18 protein-coding genes are annotated in these 16815 nt (G+C 63.5%); 12 read left to right on the top strand and 6 right to left on the bottom strand.

The window, feature by feature from the left end:
• Positions 1-43 precede the first annotated feature (43 nt).
• Both ABIA30_RS05810 and ABIA30_RS05805 read left to right on the top strand, forming a co-directional pair.
• The gene (locus tag ABIA30_RS05810) at positions 44-1264 is read left to right on the top strand and encodes an oxygenase MpaB family protein (protein ID WP_370062921.1); all 1221 of its coding nucleotides are present in this window, start codon (positions 44-46) and stop codon (positions 1262-1264) included.
• 352 nt (positions 1265-1616) lie between these two features.
• Positions 1617-1871 carry a CsbD family protein gene (locus ABIA30_RS05805; RefSeq protein WP_370062919.1) on the top strand — a complete coding sequence of 85 codons (255 nt, stop codon included), beginning with the start codon at positions 1617-1619 and terminating at the stop codon, positions 1869-1871.
• Positions 1872-1960: 89 nt separating this feature from the next.
• On the opposite strand, the gene ABIA30_RS05800 is transcribed toward ABIA30_RS05805, so the two are convergent.
• Complete coding sequence (locus tag ABIA30_RS05800; protein WP_370062917.1) at positions 1961-2227, bottom strand: hypothetical protein; 267 nt, start codon at positions 2225-2227, stop codon at positions 1961-1963.
• 458 nt (positions 2228-2685) lie between these two features.
• Here ABIA30_RS05800 and ABIA30_RS05795 point away from each other — a divergent pair, with 458 nt between their 5' ends.
• The 3 genes from ABIA30_RS05795 (at position 2686) to ABIA30_RS05785 (ending at position 4065) form a co-directional block, all read left to right on the top strand.
• Positions 2686-3534, top strand: a complete 849-nt coding sequence (locus ABIA30_RS05795) for a SigB/SigF/SigG family RNA polymerase sigma factor (protein WP_370063374.1) — start codon at positions 2686-2688, stop codon at positions 3532-3534.
• A 122-nt stretch (positions 3535-3656) separates the two neighbouring features.
• Positions 3657-3869 (top strand): hypothetical protein, encoded by a 213-nt coding sequence (locus ABIA30_RS05790; protein WP_370063372.1) that lies wholly within the window; start codon positions 3657-3659, stop codon positions 3867-3869.
• 40 nt (positions 3870-3909) lie between these two features.
• Positions 3910-4065 carry a hypothetical protein gene (locus ABIA30_RS05785; RefSeq protein WP_370062915.1) on the top strand — a complete coding sequence of 52 codons (156 nt, stop codon included), beginning with the start codon at positions 3910-3912 and terminating at the stop codon, positions 4063-4065.
• Here the strand turns inward: ABIA30_RS05785 and ABIA30_RS05780 are convergent.
• Positions 4062-4613: a DoxX family protein gene (locus ABIA30_RS05780; RefSeq protein WP_370062913.1), complete on the bottom strand. Its 552-nt coding sequence runs from the start codon at positions 4611-4613 to the stop codon at positions 4062-4064. The genes ABIA30_RS05785 and ABIA30_RS05780 overlap by 4 nt on opposite strands.
• 129 nt (positions 4614-4742) lie before the next feature.
• Positions 4743-5096, bottom strand: coding sequence for a hypothetical protein (locus ABIA30_RS05775; RefSeq protein WP_370062911.1), 354 nt, complete (start codon positions 5094-5096; stop codon positions 4743-4745).
• A gap of 163 nt (positions 5097-5259) precedes the next feature.
• Between ABIA30_RS05775 and ABIA30_RS05770 the strand changes: the two genes are divergently transcribed.
• The 4 genes from ABIA30_RS05770 (at position 5260) to ABIA30_RS05755 (ending at position 10496) form a co-directional block, all read left to right on the top strand.
• Positions 5260-5520, top strand: a complete 261-nt coding sequence (locus ABIA30_RS05770; RefSeq protein ID WP_370062909.1) for a hypothetical protein — start codon at positions 5260-5262, stop codon at positions 5518-5520.
• 191 nt (positions 5521-5711) lie between these two features.
• Positions 5712-7514 (top strand): N-acetylglutaminylglutamine amidotransferase, encoded by a 1803-nt coding sequence (locus tag ABIA30_RS05765; protein ID WP_370062907.1) that lies wholly within the window; start codon positions 5712-5714, stop codon positions 7512-7514.
• Positions 7514-9232, top strand: coding sequence for an N-acetylglutaminylglutamine synthetase (gene ngg, locus ABIA30_RS05760; protein WP_370062905.1), 1719 nt, complete (start codon positions 7514-7516; stop codon positions 9230-9232). Before ABIA30_RS05765 ends, ngg begins: the two co-directional genes overlap by 1 nt.
• Positions 9233-9242: 10 nt before the next feature.
• A complete protein-coding gene (locus ABIA30_RS05755; RefSeq protein ID WP_370062903.1) occupies positions 9243-10496 on the top strand; it encodes an osmoprotectant NAGGN system M42 family peptidase in 1254 nt (417 codons plus the stop codon).
• A 6-nt stretch (positions 10497-10502) separates the two neighbouring features.
• Here the strand turns inward: ABIA30_RS05755 and ABIA30_RS05750 are convergent, their stop codons facing one another.
• Entirely contained in the window at positions 10503-11225 is a 723-nt protein-coding gene (locus ABIA30_RS05750; RefSeq protein ID WP_370062901.1) for a cutinase family protein, read from the bottom strand.
• Positions 11226-11336: 111 nt separating this feature from the next.
• Positions 11337-11633 carry a hypothetical protein gene (locus ABIA30_RS05745; RefSeq protein WP_370062899.1) on the bottom strand — a complete coding sequence of 99 codons (297 nt, stop codon included), beginning with the start codon at positions 11631-11633 and terminating at the stop codon, positions 11337-11339.
• Between the two features lie 274 nt (positions 11634-11907).
• Between ABIA30_RS05745 and ABIA30_RS05740 the strand changes: the two genes are divergently transcribed.
• Positions 11908-12573 carry a PAS and ANTAR domain-containing protein gene (locus ABIA30_RS05740; RefSeq protein WP_370063370.1) on the top strand — a complete coding sequence of 222 codons (666 nt, stop codon included), beginning with the start codon at positions 11908-11910 and terminating at the stop codon, positions 12571-12573.
• A gap of 9 nt (positions 12574-12582) precedes the next feature.
• Here the strand turns inward: ABIA30_RS05740 and ABIA30_RS05735 are convergent, their stop codons facing one another.
• A complete protein-coding gene (locus ABIA30_RS05735) occupies positions 12583-12939 on the bottom strand; it encodes a PE-PGRS family protein (protein WP_370062897.1) in 357 nt (118 codons plus the stop codon).
• A 191-nt stretch (positions 12940-13130) separates the two neighbouring features.
• Between ABIA30_RS05735 and ABIA30_RS05730 the strand changes: the two genes are divergently transcribed.
• Together ABIA30_RS05730 and ABIA30_RS05725 are read left to right on the top strand one after the other, a co-directional pair.
• The gene (locus ABIA30_RS05730; RefSeq protein WP_370062895.1) at positions 13131-14801 is read left to right on the top strand and encodes an FAD-binding dehydrogenase; all 1671 of its coding nucleotides are present in this window, start codon (positions 13131-13133) and stop codon (positions 14799-14801) included.
• A 126-nt stretch (positions 14802-14927) separates the two neighbouring features.
• Positions 14928-16754, top strand: a complete 1827-nt coding sequence (locus ABIA30_RS05725) for an acyl-CoA dehydrogenase (protein WP_370062893.1) — start codon at positions 14928-14930, stop codon at positions 16752-16754.
• Positions 16755-16815 lie beyond the last annotated feature (61 nt).

The following is a 16815-nucleotide window of genomic DNA, read 5'->3' as shown; positions in this document are numbered from 1 at the left end:
TGACTACATACGTTGTCATTAGGTGTTCGAAAGGACAGTGACGATGCCTCTGCCGATTCCGGCGCGCCACCCCGACAAGCCACGCCCAGTGCCGATCGGTATCCAGGTCGCAGCGTCAGTGCTCGCGCTCCGACAGCCCGACGCCGATCAGTGGCGGCGGTTGGGCGAGCGACTCAACGTCGGTGACGAGCCGATGGACGAGTTGGTCGAATCGATGTCGGCTGCCGGGATGAAACAGCAACGTCCGCTGTTCGACAAGGCCTTGGCGGGTGGCATCGCCTCCGTCCCGGAGGCGCCCGAACCGTTGCGCCAGTTCCTCACTGCGGTCGAGGCCCGCCCGGACTGGGTGAACGCCGACATGCTGAGGGTAGGGCAACGGGCACTACGCCGGGGCGGCGCCGACGGCATGTACATCGCGCGCGATGTGGCCCTGTTGGGTGGCTATCAGTTCTCCGGATTCAACCAGACCTTGCTGCGCACAGGGGCTTTGGAGAAGGGATCTAATCAGCGTTTCGCCGAGACCATGCGGTGGGCATTGGACGTGATCAGTGTCGGTGGGCTGGAGCCGCAGGGGCTCGGCTACCAGTCGACGCTCCGGGTCCGGTTCGTGCATGCTTTGGTTCGTCGCCACGTAACGGCCATGCCGGACTGGGACGCCGAAGAATGGGGGGTGCCCGTCAATCAGACCGACATGGCGGCGACCCTGGTCGGGGCCCTCATCGCGCCGGTGGTCGGTGGACTGGCCATGGGCATCGTGATGACACCGCGCGAACTGACGTGTATCGCTCACTTGACCCGGTATGTCGGCTGGTTGATCGGCGTGCAGGACGAATGGCTGCCCCGGTCGTTCCGCGATGCCATCCGCATTCTCTTCCACACCTCCACGGCACTGTCCACACCAGATGGGACCACACAGCAGCTGTCGGTCCCGATGGCCAAAGACCCGTTGGCCTGGCATTACGAGAGCTTGGCCGGTGTGCGCCGCCGACTGGCCTGGGCCCAACATTTGTCGGTGACCACTGCATTCCTCGGGCCGCGCGCGATGCGCACGCTCGGGCTACCGGCGTACATGCCGCCCTGGTATCCCATAGTCAAGATTCCGGTAAACGGTGTCCGCAGCATTGCGGAACTGGTAACGCCGGGAGGGCTGAACCGCTCGGCGAGGCGTGGCAGCCGGGAACAAGAAACGTTGCTGCACACCATGATCGGTGATAGTCCGGCAACCATTGGCGCCTCGGTGGCACACGTGCGCGGGGTGGCATAACGCGCCTCGGAGTGTCCGGCCGGCCGCGGTGTCAACGCCTGTCGCGGCGTGTTCTTGGCGAACCGTCGACATCAGGTGGTGTGTGACGGTCGAAACATTCAGCAGTGAAACAGTTTCCGCGGCAGGTCGCCGGGTACCCAGGCTAGACATGCAAAAGCATGGACGTGTTAGTACGGCACGTACGGGTTCAGCGGCACCGTCGCGAGGTCTCTGCTCTACAGCGTTGTTCGTGGCGATAGATCTCGCGCATGTGAAACCGATCTGGAGTGAATGGAATCGGTGCCGTGTCCGAAATGGCTGGTGGCTGGACAAGATTCGCCAACCGGCCGGATACAAGATGAGGAGCGGTTCAGTGGGCGAACGTAAACATCAGAGTGGCCCCGAAGAAGCAGTCAAAGGCATCGTCGAGGGCGTAAAGGGTAAGGCGAAAGAGGTGGTAGGCGGCCTCGCGGGACGCGATGATCTGGTCAAGGAGGGGCGTGCACAGCAGGACAGGGCGGACGCCGCACGTGACGCCGCCAAGAAGGAGGCTGAGGCGGATGCGGCTCGCGCCGGCGAACGCTTGGCCGAGCAGCGTCAGAAGGCCAACCAACGGCCCAGCCAGTAGCTGAATGAGGGTTGCTCGATGGCCCGGTTCGCAGTTCATGTGGCCGGGTCAACGAGCAACCTGCTGTGGAACCGGACGTTGCCAAAAGTTCAGTGGCGTGCGCCGTGATGAGAATGATGTGGATGTTGGATCAGCCGGGCGAGCACCCACAGTGAACCGAGTGCGACGCTGACGAATGCGATGAATAGTGCTGTGGCGCCGAGATACAGATGTCCGGCGCCGAGGGCCAAATAGCCTGTCAACAAGGCAATCATGCCGATCAGATAAGCGACCATCGCGGGCACGGAGGTGCCGTAGTCAAGGTCCGTCTCGTCCGCGAACAGCTGCTCCGATCGGGAGATCAGCGGATCGCGCATCTTGTTCATGATGTTTGCCTACCCGCTGGCGCCGGTGGCAAACATCAATGCCGACCAAACGACGCCGAGGGCAGGTGCGCGGCACTCCGATGTCGAATTGACCAGATTGGGCGTTGTGGCTGGTTGAGCGGCCATAACGGAGCGGCCGAACTGTGTCATCGCGCCAAGAGGCTGGTCCTGGCATGTGTTCGCGTGTAGTGTTTGTTTTAACGCTGTTTCAGCGTAGCTGCTTAGCCAAAAGCGGTGCCGGTCGAGAATCTTTCGTGCGGCGCGTGGACGCGGTCCAGCATGGGGCTACTTTCGCGATATGCCGGAGATTGACGTCTCGACGATGGCAAATTGCCAATTCCGCCATTACGGCGGAGATCAACTCGCAACTGTTACCAGTGGTCCATATGCGACGAAGCGCGCGGACCACGGTCAGACAGTGCGTGTTGAGAGCCCGGGGAGGGCATCGCATGTCAATTCCAGTGCAGAACAACGCGTCACAGAACATGCAAGAGGGACCTCGGACAGATCGTTCGGCGCCCCGCGAAGTCGGACACGATGACGAGTACGCCGACGTCGTTGCAATGGTGGCCGAATTGCGAGAATTGCCTACAGGTTCCGAGGCGTACACCCGGCAACATGAGCGCATCGTGCTGCGGTGCTGCCCGTTGGCGGACCATGTGGCGCGACATTTCAACAGGCGCGGTGAAAGTATTGAGGACCTGGTCCAAGTCGCGCGCGTCGGGCTGATCCATGCGGTCAATCGCTTCGATCCCAGCCGTGGTTCCAGCTTTGTGGCTTTCGCATTGCCCACGATGATGGGCGAGTTGCGACGTTATTTCCGGGACTACGGATGGAAAGTCCATGTGCCCAGGAGAATTCGCGACAGGCAGCACGATATCAGCAGTGCCACTGCTGATTTGATGCATGACATCGGGAGGTCGCCGACGGTTGACGAACTGGCGACAGCTCTGGACCTTGAGCGCAGCCAGGTGGTCGAGAGTCTGTTGGCCGCGCATGCGTACCAACCCGATTCGCTGGATGCTGCGGTGACAGACCAGGACAACGGCTCGCAGTCGGTTGGGGACACCTATGGAGACATCGACGAGGGTTACCAACGAGTGACTGACAGAGAGTCCGTCAGACCGCTGTTGGCGGCGCTCCCGGAACGAGAGCGGAAGGTGTTGTACCTGCGCTATTTTGCCTCGAAAACTCAACGCCAGATCGCTGATCGCATCGGCGTATCGCAGATGCATGTGTCTCGGATCCTCGACCGCACCCTGCGGGATCTGCGGAGCCAGGTCGGGGTCGCGGGGTAGCGCGGTGTCGTGGTTTGAGCTGGGCTGACGCGGGTATCTCATACCCACGAGAAAGCAAGTTCGATGTTGTCGTAAAGGTTTTGAGCGACGCGACGGCTCGGCATTCGACATCTGGAGGACGCATGTGGCGCGGGACAGTGAGTACGGTCGTCGTAGTTTGGCTATTGGTCGGCGTCCTCGCCGCATGGCAACGTGACTACTTCCGCGGCGGCCCGACGAGTTGCGGCACGGCGGGCCGTATTGCGTTGACAGTCGTCGCCGGTCCCCTGAATTATGCCGGCGTGAATCCCAAAATGGTCGAGTGTCGGTTGCCTGAGCCGAGTTCCATGCGTTGAGATCCCGGTGCAGAGGTTCGGGGAGTAACGAGAAGTTATCGTGATTGCGCTCGGTGTCATCCTGTTGATTCTGGGTTTTGTCTTCAACGTGTACGTGCTGTGGTCTATCGGCATCGTCCTGACCGTCGTCGGCGTGGTGCTGTGGCTACTCGGGTCGATCGGACGTCCGGTCGCCGGCCGACGCTATTGGTATTAGGCGCGGTCCGCGCGGAATCGGCGCCAACCGGCCTTCAACTGCGCTCCGCCGTGCGGGCCGCCGTCGCTGGAAGGCAATGCATTCAACAGCGTTTCGGCGGCCCGGCGGCCGGCGCGCCGTCCCCGCCAACCCAGCGACGGTTTCCCCGCGGTGTCGGCGGCCGCCAGAACGAGGGCTCCGACGAGGCTGACATCGGTGAGAAAAGCACGGCGTTGCTGAGCTTTTCGCAGCGAATCCGTTTCGGCCCAGTACATGTGACTGCCGAAGTTGGCAGGTATCGCCGTTCCGGCGAGCAGCGCAGCAGCAACCCGTGGCATCCGGCCGGTCGCCAACAACATTCCTGCTGCGGTCTGTATGGCGCCGCTCACCCGTGCCACCGACTCGGCATCATTGGGGATCCTGTTTCCGATCGGATTCGGAAGGCTCCGCATCGCGTTGAGCGCTGGTCGGATATCGGCGCCGTCCGATTCGGTCGCCAATTGCATTTCGATGCCCTGTGCCACAAAGGCGGTAGCCAGCAGTGGGCGGGCGACTTTACGAACGATCATGGTCGTGGGGATGCCCCATATGAGGCACCCCAAACGTGAATTGGTCGGCAGCGCGACTGCGGTACCGAACAGAGGTGACCGCCGGCTTGGTGTGCGCTTCGCATGTCATCCGCCGGAGCGCTTTCACCGTCATGGGAACGTCACGACAAGTACGACGAATGCCGCGATCAGCAGTAGCCAGGCGGCTGCCGGCACCACCGGCGCCCAGGGCTTGCGTGCCGTCGAAAACGACAACAGGATTGCCACAGCAGCTACGATCGGCGCCCCGTAGGTGATCACGGTGAAACCGAATTCACCAGGACCCACGTGCGGGCATGCCCGGTCACTGCACCCCGCGGTGCCCAATACCTGGACGTAGGCGAACACCACAACCACGGCTGCGCCAAGCGCAGTTGACAGTGCTGCAGCCCAATTCGCGACAACCATGTTGCGTTTGGGTCGAGCGTCCGCGACGTCGGCCCGGGACCGCGAGTCATCACTCATGAATCGGCTGATACCCCGGCCGTGATCAGGTCAAACCGCGGTCGGTGGGAACAATGGCGCAGAAATGTGTTTGGCGACCACAGCGCCCGGGTAACCGTCTGACGACGGCACGTCCGTGTCTTCGCTGTATGCAGCTGTATCCACCTGAGGGAGGTTTTCTTTGATGGCCACGAAGCACAACGCGAAACGAATGAGCCGACTCGCTGCGATCACCGGTGTCGCCGGTGCGCTTGCAGTGGGGGTGATCGGTGCGGCGGTGAGTGCGCAGCGGGAAAGCACGACTTCGGTTTCTCAGCCGAGCACTCAGACGCCGACTGCGACGTCAACGTATACGTCGGCTCCTTCGGCACCGCCGACATCTGCGACCGGATCTCCGGGCGTGGTGCCGGGCGCGGGTGGCTACGTGCCGGGTTCGGGCCGTTAGCGGACAAGAGGTTTCGCGACACCATGGTCTACCAACAGACACCGGTAGATCATGGAGTCGGCGACCCGATGCGCGAAACGCATTGGGAAGAAGTGAAATTGCAGCAGACACCCGATCGGGTGCACACCGGACATCGAGCGTGAACGTATGTATGGTGGATTGCAGGTCCATCAAGGGAGTTGACTACCACCATGTGTGGCATCGCCGGCGAAATAGCCTGGGGGCGTAAAGCTGACGTGACGGCCGTGGCCGCCATGACCGACAGCTTGGTACCGCGTGGCCCGGATAGCAGCGGCTCATGGGCGCGCGACAGCGTCGCCTTCGGGCACCGACGCCTCGCCATCATCGATCTGTCGAGCCACGGGCACCAGCCAATGCACGACCCGGAACTCGGGCTCACCGTTGCCTTCAACGGGTGCATATATAACTATCCTCAACTGCGCCGGGAACTTTCGGACAAGGGCTACCGCTTCTTTTCTCATAGCGATACCGAGGTGGTGCTCAAGGGCTATCGGGAGTGGGGTGAGCGGGTTGTAGAACACCTCTACGGCATGTTCGCATTTGCGATCGCCGAAACCGACAGCGGCAGAGTTTTACTGGCTCGGGACAGACTTGGTGTCAAACCGCTCTACTGGTGTGAAGCCGCTGGTGGTGCGCTGCGCTTCGCGTCCACATTGCCGGCGTTGGTGGCGGCCGGCGGCGTGGACACTGACATCGACCCCGTTGCGCTGCATCATTATTTGAGTTTTCACTCGGTGGTACCGGCACCCCGCACGATCTTGCGGGGTGTGCACAAACTCCCTCCGGGAACACTCATGCGTATCGAACCCGATGGCAGGAGAACTGAAACCACTTATTGGGAACCAGTTTTCGAGCGCTGCACCGAGCGCTCCGGTTGGTCGAAGCGTGACTGGGAAGACGCCATCCTCGAGTCGCTGCGTACCGCGGTCGAGCGTCGCCTGGTGGCGGACGTTCCGGTCGGCTGCCTGCTGTCGGGCGGCCTGGATTCCAGTCTGATTGTCGGCCTGCTCGCCGAGGCGGGCCAACATGGGCTGGCCACGTTCTCGATCGGCTTCGAGGCGGCTGGGGGAGAAGAGGGCGACGAGTTCAAGTATTCCGACGTCATCGCCGCTCATTACGGCACAGAGCATCACCAGATACGCGTCGACTCCGCACGCATGCTGCCCGCGTTGTCCGGGGCGATCGGCGCGATGAGTGAGCCGATGATGAGTCACGACTGCGTGGCGTTCTATCTGTTGTCCGAAGAGGTCAGCAAGCACGTCAAGGTGGTGCAGTCCGGACAGGGTGCCGACGAGATCTTCGCCGGGTATCACTGGTATCCACCGTTGGCCAACGCCGCTGACCACGATCCGATAGACGCATTGAGCTATTACCGGACAGCATTTTTCGATCGCAGTCACGAGTCGATCAACCGACTTTTACAGCCGCGGTGGCGGCTGGACGCCGACGTATCCGGCGAGTTCGCGCTGCGGCATTTCGCTCATCCGGGTGCAGCGACCGCCACCGATCGGGCGCTGCGACTGGATACCACTGTCATGCTCGTCGACGACCCGGTCAAACGCGTCGACAACATGACCATGGCCTGGGGTCTGGAAGGTCGGGTTCCCTTCCTGGATCACGAGCTGGTCGAACTCGCCGCGACCTGTCCTCCAGAATTGAAGACCGCGCAAGGTGGCAAGGGGGTGCTGAAAGAGGCTGCGCGCAAGGTGATTCCACACGAAGTCATCGATCGGCCAAAAGGCTACTTTCCCGTTCCGGCGCTCAAGCACCTCTCCGGGCCGTACCAGGCTCTGGTATTCGACGCACTGCACAGTCGGGCCGCGCGCGATCGCGGGTTGTTCACCGCGGAAGAACTGACTGCGCTGACCGACGATCCGAACGGAAGCCTTACCCCACTACGTGGAAACCCGTTGTGGCAAATAGGTTTACTGGAGCTGTGGCTGGCGCACCAGGTGGATGGAGTTGGCGGGTGATGGCACTCGACACGAGCAGTGACGGATCGGTTGAAAGCGTAGTCCAGGATCTCGGCTGGGGTCGGTTGGTTTTCGGTCAAACCTTCCCCAACCCAGACGATTTCGGCAACGCGCTGCGTGAAGAGGCCAGTGGTCGCCGGGACATCGGCATGTATCTCGACGCGCCGCACGTGTTCGTCGCGCTGCATCCGCAGGAGTTCTTCATCGACCCGAGCTTCACCTATCGCCTCAATTTGACCACGGCGCCGCTGTATCGCCCGCCGGACGTTCCGGGGCTGACAGTCCGGCGGGTCATGTCGCCGGAGGACTGCGCCGCGATCAACCAGATCTACGTGAGGTGCCACATGGTGCCGGCCGACGGTGATCTGATGTGGGACAACTGCCGGTCAGAACGTCATGTGGTGTACCTGGTCGCAGTCGACGACGAGACCGGTCAGGTCGTCGGTACGGTCACCGGAGTCGACCACGCACAGCTGTTCGGCGATGCCGACAACGGCTCGAGCCTGTGGTGTCTGGCGGTTGAGCCGACGCTGGCGCGTCCGGGCACCGGAGGTCTGCTGGTGCGCTCCCTCATCGACGAGTTCGGCCGACGCGGTCGTGCGCAGCTGGATCTGTCGGTGCTGCATGACAATCAGGGAGCCATCGCCCTGTACGAGCGAATCGGTTTCGAGCGAGTCCCCGCCGTGCTCGGCATCAAGCGCAAGAACGCCATCAATGAATCTCTCTTCGCGCCAGTGAATCCGGCGGAGGATCTGGCGCAGCTGAACCCCTACGCGCGCATCATCGCCGACGAGGCGATTCTGCGCGGTATCGCGGTGGAGGTCCTTGATGCCGAGGGCGGCTATTTGCGCCTCACCCACGGCGGCACCAGTGTGGTTACCCGAGAGTCGTTGTCAGAGCTCACCAATGCCGTCGCGATGAGCCGCTGCGATGACAAGAGGGTGGCCCGCGCGGTGGCGGCCGAAGCGGGGGTTCGGGTGCCGGAAGGCTGCACAGCGACATTCACCGACACCGATTACCGATTCCTGGAGAAGGTCGGATCGGTGGTGGTCAAGCCCGCGCGTGGGGAACAGGGCGCCGGTATCACAGTCGGCGTGACCGCCGCCGAAGACCTGGACCGCGCGGTCGGGTTGGCCCGCCGGCACTGCCCGGAGGTGCTGCTGGAAGAGCGTTGCGCGGGTGAGGATCTGCGCGTCGTGGTGATCAACGGCAAAGTGGTCGCCGCCGCGATCCGGCGGCCCCCCGAGGTCATCGGCACCGGCAGCCGCACCGTCCGTCAGCTCATCGAGGCGCAGAGTCGGCGTCGCAGCGCCGCCACCCACGGCGAGTCGGCGATTCCGGTGGATGACATCACCGAAGGAGCGGTACGCGAGGCGGGATGGTCGTTGGACGACGTGCTGCCCGCCAACGAACGCCTGGTCGTGCGGCATACGGCGAATCTGCATACCGGAGGGACCATTCACGACGTAACCGATGAGCTCAATCCGGCGCTGGCGAAGGTGGCGGTGGATGTCGCGGACGCGATCGACATCCCGGTGACCGGAATCGATCTGATCGTGCCGTCGGTGCAGGGCACCGAGTACGCGTTCATCGAGGCCAACGAGCGCCCAGGTCTGGCGAACCACGAGCCGCGACCCACCGCCCAGGCATTCATCGATCTGCTGTTTCCACGCACTGCCGGTACCCCGTGGGCGTGGCAGCCAGATCCCGTCGGATAAGGGGGGATTCATGACCGATTCTGTGGGCGCCGAGGTCCCGAGGATGCCGCCGAAAGACCAAACCTGGTTGGTGGATACACTTTTGGCGTTGCTTCAGACGCCGAGCCCGTCCGGGAGAACCGACGCGGTGATGCAACTGATCGGCCGGATTCTCACCGACCTCGGTGTCCCGTTCACGCTCACTCGGCGCGGTGCGCTCATCGCCGAACTGCCCGGCCGGTCGCAGACCACGGACCGGGCGATCGTCGTGCACGCCGACACCATCGGATGCATGGTGCGCGAACTCAAGGACAACGGCCGACTCGCGTTGGTACCGGTCGGCACGTTCTCCGCGCGCTTCGCCACGGGCGCGCGGGTTCGCATCCTGCTGGACGACACAGAGCAGTTCTTCACCGGAACGGTGATGCCGCTCAAGGCGAGTGGCCACGCTTTCGGCGATGAGATCGACACCCAGCCGACCGGCTGGTCCGACGTCGAAGTCCGGGTGGATCGCAACGTCTTCTCACGTGAGGACCTGCAACGCCTCGGACTCAACGTCGGCGATTTCGTGGCCTTGGTGGCGAGCCCCGAGCTCACCGAGGACGGCTTCATCGTCTCCCGGCACCTGGACGGCAAGGCAGGCGTGGCGATTGCGTTGACCTTGGCCAAGGACATCGCGGAGCGCAATGTTGTGCTGCCACACCGCACGACGATCATGGTGACCATCACCGAGGAAGTCGGGCACGGTGCCAGCCACGGATTGCCGGCTGATGTGGCGGAGTTGGTGTCGGTGGACAACGCGGTATGCGCGCCTGGGCAGCAGTCCATCGAACACGGCGTCACCATCCCGATGGCCGACATGCACGGCCCATTCGATTACCACCTGACCCGGAAATTGTGCCGAATCGCCCGTGACGAAGGAATCCCACACTCGCGCGACATCTTTCGCTATTACCGATCGGATGTCGCGGCCGCGATCGAGGCCGGCGCCGGTACCCGAGCGGCCTTGGTGGGGTTCGGCCTCGACGGTAGCCATGGCTGGGAACGCACTCATCTGGATTCCCTCGAGGCCACCTACCTGCTCTTGCACAAATGGCTGAACACCCCGCTGACGTTCGAGGCGTGGGACTCGAAACCGTATGGCGTCCTGGAGGATTTCCCGTCCGAGCAGCAGGTGGCCAGCGAGCAATGGGTGCCACTGTCTCGTGGAGACTTCACCGATCCCGGGTCCATCTCGCAGGGCGAACACTGGCCACCTGCGGATGGACCGATCGAGACCCCGTAGCGCCCCTTAGCCGCGGGTCCCGGCCTGGCTGACCACCTGGCCCGGGCTGCTCGACGGCACGTGGTGTATCACGAAATCTGCTGCCTGATCAGCCATTCCGTTGTCGGCATACTGGGCATGGGCCGCGTTGTCCGAGCCGGTCGGCGAGCAGATCGGATCGGTGGGAATGCAGAGATCGAGGGTCTTGGCCTGATACCGCGAGCCGACATTGATCGGCGGTGCGCCGGTGTAGACCATCTGGAGAAAGCCGCTTGACGGCTTTCCGAACAGCGTCACGGCGGCCACATGATCGGCGACCCACGCCGGCATCGGCCCGGTGATCCCCGGAGGCAAGTTGAAGCCCGCCGGAATGGCGTCCTCGGTGATGTAGGCGGCGACTGCCGCGCCCTGTGAGTAACCGCCCAGCACGATCTTGCTGTGGGGGCACTTTGTGGCGGTATCGATGACCTTGTTCGATGCGTCCACGACGCCATCTGCCGCTGTGGCGAAGTCCAGCGATGCCGGATAGTTCACCGCGTAGACGTCGACCGACCGTGCCCCGGCCCGTGCCGTCAGGGAGTCGACGAAAGCTTGTCCGACGTTGCCGACGCCCGGGGGTTCCATCGTGCCGCGAGCAAATACCACCTCGACGTCGGGACAAGCATCGGCGTGGACCTGGGCGGCGACGACGGGTGCCCCCGACATCACCAGTGGCAGCAGAGCACTGACGTAAAGACCGATCTTCTTCATTTCGACCCCGAATAGTCGTCTGGTTTCTCGTGGTCGGCTCGCCTCTATGCGCTCCGACGCGCTACTGGACCTGGACCGTATCTACCCGCGACAACTCGATCTGAAACGTGCCTATTGGCCGGGGTAGCGGGCGCCGTGGGACGTGTTGTCGAAATGCCAACGGCCGCCCGTCCACGAATCCGGCCCCACGGGACCTTCCCACTGCGCGGACTGCGCGCAATGGGGACAGCAGTAGGGGTGGCCGTCGATCAGCAGGGAGTGGCCGAGAATTCGGCAGCCGCAGTGTCCGCATATCGGCGCCACCATGGTGGCCAGGCATTCGATGCAGTCGAACGTGGCACTACGCCCTTCCCACGTGACTGTGAACACCTGGTCGGTCTCTGTCCCACACGTAACGCACACCGCCATCAGCGAATCTGCTTTCCGTCATTCATTTGAGATAAGGGGCATGGTTCGCAGTACCCAGTTATTTGGCGGACAAACATCTTTGGCGTGATGTCACTGAATTCTCGGTCGGCGCCCCGAGATCTGCTGGGCAGATGCAGTGTGACGGCGAAGTGCCGATGTGACTGCGTGATCGGTCGACCGGCGTCTATGGTGCGTATTCCCGTTGGTGCCCCGGCGATCGGCCGACCTAGAATTAGCATCCAGTCCCCAACCCACCGGAGATCGTTCACTGATGATGCCCGACATGTCCGTCGACGAGCCTGAGTCATGGGAAGTTGCCGCCGTCTTCGGCGGCGGTGAGGCGCAGCGCGTCGGCAAGTTCAAGTACCTGATCGAGGACCAACAATGGTTGTGGTCGGACCAGGTTGCCCGGATGCACGGTTATGAGCCCGGTGCGGTGCAGCCCACCACAGAGTTGTTGCTCAGCCACAAGCATCCCGACGATCGCGCCAAGGTTGCCCAGATTCTGGAGCGGGTCAGAACCGGAGGTCAGTTCTCCAGTCGGCACCGGATCATCGACGCTGCCGGACGCACGCACTGGGTGGTCGTGGTAGCCGATCGGATGCTCGATGATGCCGGTGAAGTGATCGGTACCGAAGGCTTCTACGTCGACGTGACCGACAGCTTGCAATCCGACGTCACCAAGGTCATGTCGGGCGTCGTCGAGTCGCGCTCGGTGATCGACCAGGCCAAAGGTGTGCTCATGGTTGCGTACGGCATCGATGCCGACCGGGCATTCGACATCTTGCGATGGCGCTCGCAAACCACCCAGGTCAAACTGCGGGTGGTCGCCGAGAACCTGCTCGGTGCGCTGATCGATCAAGGGCTGCCGGCGGAGACCACCGGCGCCCTCGACCGACTCCTGCTCGCCGAAGAACCGGCTACCGACCCGCAGGGCTAGCGCGGCTTGCTATCCGTGTCCACCGCCGCAGCCGACACCGGGGAGGCAGCCGTTACCGCCGGGCAATCCGCCCGGCCCGGCATTGGCACCACCTGATCCGCAAGCCGTGCCATAGGGCGTCGGTACGCAGCCGGTGCCGCCCGGGCCCCCTCCGGGACCGCCGTTGACGCCGCCGGATCCGCACTGACCGTTGACACAGCCGCCACCGCCCGGCCCGTCGTCCGCAGGCAGTGGGGCGTAGTTCGATAGCACCACCGGGTTTCCGGATGTGCCAGGTACCGGTTCGGTCGCGACGAACGCTCCAGCGCCAACGGCTGATACGACTGCGCCCGCGACAAGCAGGTGGGTGAAGTTGAATTTCGTCATGCCCTAGGAGTAGCCGCAGATGGCCTGCGCCAAACCTACGATTTCATCGAGGCATGCAGCGGGGTGTGCATGACGCGGCGGGAATCGCTGATTGCCAGGGAATGGGGGGGATGCGGCGGGTAGGTTGCCATCGGCGGTGAAATCGGGTGGCAGCTTGCTTGCCCCCAGCCCGGGCATGGAGGAGCCGACAGGTGGATGCTGACGTAATCGTGGTGGGCGCAGGGTTGGCCGGACTGGTCGCCACCCGCGAATTGACCCGGCGCGGAAAGAAAGTCGTCATCGTCGACCAGGAGAATGCCGCCAACTTGGGTGGTCAGGCCTTCTGGTCGTTCGGTGGCATCTTCTTGGTGAACAGCCCCGAGCAGCGCCGGTTGGGCGTCAAGGATTCGTTGGAACTGGCGTGGAACGACTGGTCGGGTAGCGCGGGATTCGACCGTCTCGACGACGAGGACCAGTGGGCGGCCAAATGGGCCCGGGCCTACGTCGAGTTCGCGGCCGCGGACAAACGTTCGTATCTGCTCGAGCACGGCATCAAGTTCCTGCCGACCGTCGGTTGGGCCGAGCGCGGCGACCTGCGCGCCGACGGGCACGGCAACTCCGTACCGCGCTTCCACATCGCATGGGGAACCGGCACCGGAGTGGTGGGACCGTTTGTCAACGCGGCCCTGGAGGCGTCCGGCCGGGGGCTGGTGACCTTCCATCACCGCCATCGGGTCGACGAATTGGTGTTCACCGACGGGGCCGTCACCGGTGTTCGCGGTGTGGTGTTGGCGCCGGACGACTCCGCGCGTGGTGTGTCGTCCAACCGGGAGGTGACCGGTGACTTCGAGCTGAGCGCGGCGGCCGTCATCATCGCGACCGGCGGTATCGGGCACAACCATGACATGGTCCGGCAGTACTGGCCGAGTCGGATGGGTACTCCACCGAAGTCGATGATCACCGGCGTGCCGGCGTATGTCGATGGCCGGATGCTGGGTATCGCCAGCGAAGCAGGCGTGCGACTGGTCAATCGAGATCGGATGTGGCACTACACCGAAGGCATCCAGAACTGGAATCCGATCTGGCCCAATCACGCCATCCGAATCTTGCCCGGGCCGTCATCGATGTGGTTCGATGCGATCGGTCGGCGCCTGCCCGAGCCCTATCTTCCCGGTTACGACACCCTGGGCACGCTGCGTTACCTGCGCACCCAGCCCGACATTGCGCAGTACGACCATTCATGGTTCATCCTCACTCAGAAGATCATCGAGAAGGAGTTTGCGCTGTCGGGGTCCGAGCAGAACCCCGACATCACCAATAAGGACATGAAAGCCGTTGTTCGGGAACGACTTCTGAGCAAGTCGGCGACCGCGCCGGTGGAGGCGTTCAAGCGTCACGGCGCAGACTTCGTGGTCGCCGACGATCTGGATTCGCTGGTCAGGAAGATGAACACCCTGACCGACGAACCGCTGTTGGACCCGGCGGGTATTCGCCGCCAGATCGAGGCCCGCGATCTGCAGATGGCCAACCCGTACTCCAAGGACGCGCAGGTGCAAGGTATTCACAATGCCCGCCGGTACCTGGGGGACCGGCTGGGGCGCGCGGCGTCGCCGCACCGCATCCTCGACCCTGCCGCCGGCCCGCTGATCGGTGTGAAGCTGCACATCCTGACCCGAAAGACATTGGGCGGCATCCAAACCGACCTGTCCTCACGTGCCTTCGGAAATGATGGCAACGTCATCGGCGGCCTGTATGCAGTCGGGGAGGCTGCCGGTTTCGGTGGTGGCGGCCTGCACGGCTACAACGCGCTGGAGGGTACGTTCCTCGGCGGCTGCATTTTCTCAGGGCGAGCCGCCGGAACCGCCGCGGCGCTTGCCGTTTGACGGAGTCCGGCCCGATGTGAGCTAGCTCATAGACCGGACTGAGCTGGCACCCTTCGGTTGCGTAACCGTAAGTCGATCCAACTTACGGTTGCGTACGTTAGAGCTGCAGGTCAATGCTGGTGTTTCGTGAGCCACTACATCGCCAACGTTCGCGACATCGAGTTCAACCTGTTCGAGGTGCTGCAGCTCGGCGGGCTGCTCGACGCCGGTGAGTTCGGGGAACTCGACACCGAGACCGCACGAACCATGATCGACGAGGTCGCTCGGTTCGCCGAGACCGTGATTGCCGAGACCTTTGTCGAAGCCGACCGGAATCCGCCCACCTTCGACCCGGTCACGCACGAGGTCGCCATCTCGCGTCCATTGGCCAAGACGGTCCAGGTGGTCAAAGAGGCGGAGTGGTGGCGGGTCGGACTGGCTGAAAATGTGGGTGGCACAGCGGCTCCCGCCCCGCTGGTGTGGGCCCTTCAAGAGCTGACCGTGTGCGCCAACCCGGCCTTGACCTTCCTGCACGGTCTGGGTCCGGCGATGGCACACACCCTCGCCGAAGTCGGTACCGCCGAACAGCAGCGCTGGGCGCGGATCAGCCTGGACAAGGGCTGGTCGGGCACCATGGTGCTCACCGAGCCCGATGCCGGCTCGGATGTCGGTGCCGGCCGTACCAAGGCCATTGCCCAACCGGACGGAACCTGGCACATCGAAGGCGTCAAGCGATTCATTTCCGGCGGAGATGTCGGCGACGCCGCCGAGAACGTCTTCCACCTGGTGCTGGCCCGTCCCGAGGGTGCCGGCCCGGGCACCAAGGGGTTGAGCCTGTTCTACGTGCCGAAGTTCCTGTTCGATCCGGAGACGCTCGAACTCGGCTCGCGCAACGGGGTGTTCGTCACCGGCCTGGAGCACAAGATGGGCATCAAGTCATCGCCGACCTGCGAGTTGACGTTCGGCGCGCATGGCACTCCCGCCATCGGGTATCTGGTCGGCGACGTGCACGACGGCATCGCCCAGATGTTCCGGGTCATCGAGAACGCCCGGATGACCGTCGGCGTCAAGGCCGCGGGCACCTTGTCCACCGGCTACCTCAACGCGCTGGCGTACGCCAAGGACCGCATCCAGGGATCGGACATGCTGGCGATGGCCGACAAGACAGCCCCTCGGGTCGCGATCATCGAGCACCCCGATGTCCGCCGCAGCCTGCTGACCCAGAAGGCCTACGCCGAGGGTTTGCGGTCGGTGTATTTGTACACCGCCGCGCATCAGGATCCGGTGGTGGCGCAACAGGTTTCCGGTGCGGACGCCGGCTTGGCCCATCGGGTGGAAGAATTGCTGCTGCCGATCGTCAAGGGCGTCGGTTCCGAACGTGCCTACGAGGTTCTCACCGAGTCGTTGCAGACCATCGGTGGCTCGGGCTTTCTGCAGGATTACCCGATCGAGCAGTACGTCCGGGACGCCAAGATCGATTCGCTCTACGAGGGCACCACGGCCATCCAGTCGTTGGATTTCTTCTTCCGCAAGATCATTCGGGACCAGGGTGGGGCGCTGGCCCACGTCGCGGCCCAGATCTCGGCGACGATCGACTCCGGCATCCCCGCTCTGAAGTCCGAGATCGACCGGCTGGCCAACGCTTTGGCTGATGTGCAATCGATGGCCGCCACCCTCACCGGCTATCTGATGGCAGCCCAGCAGCGACCCGAGCAGCTGTACAAGGTCGGGCTCGGATCGGTGCGGTTCCTGCTCGCCGTCGGCGATCTGGTGATCGGCTGGCGACTGCTCGTCGGAGCCGGAGTCGCGCAGGCGGCGCTAGAGGCCGGGGCGGACGACCGTGCGTTCTATGAGGGCAAGATCGCCGCGGCAAAATTCTTCGCGCACAACATGTTACCGATGCTGACCGCGGTTCGTGAGGTCATCGAGTCGGTCGACGTGGAAGTGATGGAACTGGACGTCGCCGCGTTCTAGCGTCGGCCTGGAGGCCACCCGGCAGTTCTACGCGGCGCTCGGCTGGTCGCCGGCCCTCGAC

This window comes from Mycobacterium sp. MAA66 (assembly GCF_041261665.1).
In the GTDB taxonomy this organism is placed as follows: domain Bacteria; phylum Actinomycetota; class Actinomycetes; order Mycobacteriales; family Mycobacteriaceae; genus Mycobacterium.
The sequence above is the reverse complement of the archived record's forward strand: the minus strand, read 5'-3'. Positions and strand labels throughout refer to the sequence as shown.